The organism is Cryobacterium sp. MDB2-A-1, assembly GCF_004402675.1.
Taxonomy (GTDB): Bacteria; Actinomycetota; Actinomycetes; order Actinomycetales; family Microbacteriaceae; genus Cryobacterium; species Cryobacterium glucosi.
In genome coordinates, this window is the sequence record NZ_SOFK01000004.1 from 1 (window position 1) to 3,183 (window position 3,183).

A 3,183-nucleotide genomic window follows, 5' to 3' on the forward strand; every position below is an offset into this window, starting at 1 on the left:
TTGGATCGAACGGACATACCACCGCAAGCGCCGGCAACGCCGCCTCGGCAAGCTCACCCCGATCGAGTTTGAGACAATAAACGTGGCCCTCAAAGCCGCTTGAGACCACTAACCCTTTGAGTCAACTGAACTCGGGGCAGTCCCTCATGTCCATCTCCTCTTTCAGGGTTCAAGCGGATTGCCGCTTTGCTGCGCTCAGTATAAAGACGCGGCTTGGTTGGCAGCGCGTGTTGAAGTCGTGTTCCTCTCGAACACCTCATGCTTTTTCCGGATCGCCTGAAATGGTTCGACCGCACGGTGGACACCGTTCTGGTACGTGACAACGTGAAGATCGCCGAGCCCGAAATCAGGTTTGGTCCCGCCGCGGCAAAGTAGGCGACCGTGTTCCTCTGAACTGTTTCGAGTACCCGTCTCCCGTGTCCTGGTCAGCGGAGCGGTGAGGGAAAGTACACCCTCACTGCGGCACCTTGGACGACGATCGTTGCTGAGATGAGCGAGTCGGTACTACCCGATCCAACTTTCGGGGTAGTGAAATGGTGCCAGCGTGTCCGTAGCAATCATGGTGTCTGCTCAGAAGGGGCCGCGCAGACGCACCGCCGGCAAGGCCGATGAACGCAAGGGGACAAATGATCGCTCACGATGTTCCCGGATCAAGCTGCGGTGTCTGGGACCGTGCCGTCGGCTCTCGGACGATTTTTAGGGCTGTGGCGTGGCATTGTGGACGGCTTGTTCGCGGTGGGTGAGGTTGCGGTCGGCGAGATCATCGAGTTCTTTGTCTGGTGCTGCTTCCACGGCTATGAGGCGATTGTCGGCTGTGGGGAGGGCGCGTAACAGCTCGTCTAGTTTTCGTTGTGTCGCGGCCTGTTGTCGAGCTTGAGTGTGCTGGATGACGAAAACCATGATGAGGGTGATGGTGGCGGTCACCGTGGTGAGGACCGTCTCCCACCAGGCAGGAAAGCCTAGGAGAAGGCCCGAAAACAACCACAGCAGAGTGATGAACGCGGCAGTGAGACCGAAAGAAGCATGTGCCGTGATGTCGCCAACTCGATGGATGAACCGGCTACTCCAGTGGCGTTCTCGTCCGCCGGGCACGTGTCGGGGCGACGTGGATCGGGGAGGCTCTTGACCGGACATGCGATCCACACTAGCTTCGGAGCCAGCTCGCGTTGACGTCCGGTCGCGCCGTGCAGCTCTACGAACAAGAAGATGACCTCCGGCCGCGAGGAAGGGAAAAGGAATCATGATGAGCACGAGTGTCAAACAGGTCCCTGGCAAAAAGACGTCGAAAGCCGGGGTGCTCAGGTGGCGGGTCGATGTGGCGGGACACGATTATGCGGCGGCGAGATCGTATCTGTCGCTGAACGCGAAGCCCAAGGCGATTGACGCGCTTGTGAAACAGTTGCGGGGGACGCGGGTCGTTCATTTCAAGGCCAAGGACCTGTTGCGGGGCTGCGGTTTGCCGCTCTTGCCGCGAAGCAACCCGGATGTTGCCAAGGAACTGGACCGAATTGCCGCGGGCGTCCAGCTGTCGCCGTGTTTGATCATTCGAGGTCAGATCGGCAAGGGTCGCGTCGCTCAGATCGCCGATGGTTATCACCGGATCTGCGCTGTGAATCACGTGGACGAGGACGCCGAGGTCCCCGTGCAGATCATCAGCGCGTAGGCGTGCCGTGATCATTTCTGCGGGCCGTGACGTGGGGCATTTGGGACTGTCGCCGCGGGACCGCGGCTGGGTCCATGAATTCAATAACCGGAATCGAGAATGGACTCGACTGGGCGCTGAAATGTTCGGGACGTACTTTTTGGTCCTCGTCGCGGCTGGAGCCGGAACGGTCGATTCCCTCACCCACGGGGACGTCGGCCGCGGGGCCAGTGTTACGGCGCCAGGGTTAATGGTCGCGGCCATCATCTTGTTCATGGGCGCTGTATCCGGTGCTCACCTCAACCCGCTGGTCAGTGTTGCCTTCGCCTTGCGAGGAGACTTTCCCTGGCGTCGCGTGCCGGGATATGTCCTCGCTCAGTTGTTGGGCGCGATCCTGGCATCACTAACCCTGATCGCGGTGTTTGGCCCACACGGAGGCAACGGCGAGACAGTCCCCGGTCCTGCCTTCACGGACTCGCAAGCACTCGTCGTCGAGGCCTTGCTGACTATGGGACTGGTGAGCACAATTCTGGGCTCCGCATCCGGGGCGCAGAACATTGGATCCTTCTCCGCGATCGCGGTAGGCGCATACATAATCCTCGCGGGGCTCTGGGCAAGCCCCGTCAGCGGGGCTTCGATGAATCCCGCCCGGACTGTCGGCCCAGACCTCGTTCGCGGCGACTTCACCCACACCTGGGTATACCTCCTCGGACCCTTAAGCGGAATGCTCCTAGCCGTGGGTTCAGCGTATTTACTACGCGGCCCAGGTGGCGGACCCACGGGGACGAAAGCCGCCCAAGGAACACCCAACTCCGAGCAACCCATCCAACGACACCCCAACCCCGATAACCGATTGTGAACGCTCCGCCAAAAACCCAGCACGACAACACACCAGATCGCGATTAAGGAACCAGGCCAACTGGTCCTGGTGTCCCGTGTCGGTCTTCGTAACCCGGTGCAGGGCAGGTCTCGGCGCCATGGCTCAGGAAACGCGGACTGAGCATTACGATCGGCTGCTGCCTCCCGGCACCGGCAGGTGGAACACGATCAAACGCCGCCTCTTCGACCACATGTCGGTGGACTGGCACGGCACTGGTCACCCACTTTCCCTCGACTTCGTCGCGCCGACCACGATCCGAACCCGAAATCACTTGGCGACTTTGTCCGTCAGTTGACGCGACCATCGTCGGCGTCACGGCCAACAACATCCGAACCTGCGGGGCGAACGCATCAAAACTAGACCCGACCGCGGGCCGCTGGTACTTCGGGAACCGGTCCGTTTCCAACGCCCGATCCACCGTTCCCCGGGACACCCCCGACGAGCCGGCCGATCTCCCACTTCGAGTGCTGGCCCGTGGAAAACAGTTGGCGTATCTTCGCCCAACCCTCTGCGTCAAGCTGGTTGTGAGTCAGTTCACGATCAGTAGGAGTCAGAGGAATGCCGATTAGTCCAGGGTTCACTGTGGTGGAGATCCGCGAGTTTGTTCATGAGTATCACCGGCAACCGCATGGTCAGAAAGGTGCCTGGTTAGCGGGACAGC

3 protein-coding genes are annotated in these 3,183 nt (G+C 60.6%); 2 read left to right on the forward strand and 1 reads right to left on the reverse strand.

Annotation, left to right across the window (positions count from 1 at the left end):
* Positions 1 to 696: 696 nt before the first annotated feature.
* Positions 697 to 1,242 (reverse strand): low affinity iron permease family protein, encoded by a 546-nt coding sequence (locus E3O39_RS00670; protein ID WP_134446138.1) that lies wholly within the window; start codon positions 1,240 to 1,242, stop codon positions 697 to 699.
* Here E3O39_RS00670 and E3O39_RS00675 point away from each other — a divergent pair.
* Both E3O39_RS00675 and E3O39_RS00680 read left to right on the forward strand, forming a co-directional pair.
* Positions 1,241 to 1,663: a hypothetical protein gene (locus E3O39_RS00675; protein ID WP_241984924.1), complete on the forward strand. Its 423-nt coding sequence runs from the start codon at positions 1,241 to 1,243 to the stop codon at positions 1,661 to 1,663. The two genes, E3O39_RS00670 and E3O39_RS00675, sit on opposite strands and share 2 nt — an antisense overlap.
* Before the next feature lie 31 nt (positions 1,664 to 1,694).
* The gene (locus tag E3O39_RS00680) at positions 1,695 to 2,501 is read left to right on the forward strand and encodes an MIP/aquaporin family protein (RefSeq protein WP_255454096.1); all 807 of its coding nucleotides are present in this window, start codon (positions 1,695 to 1,697) and stop codon (positions 2,499 to 2,501) included.
* Positions 2,502 to 3,183 lie beyond the last annotated feature (682 nt).

Coding starts and splice junctions, on each gene's coding strand:
- E3O39_RS00675 (WP_241984924.1), top strand. CDS start 1,241: ATGATGAGCACGAGTGTCAAACAGGTCCCTGGCAAAAAGACGTCGAAA.
- E3O39_RS00670 (WP_134446138.1), bottom strand. CDS start 1,242: ATGATTCCTTTTCCCTTCCTCGCGGCCGGAGGTCATCTTCTTGTTCGT.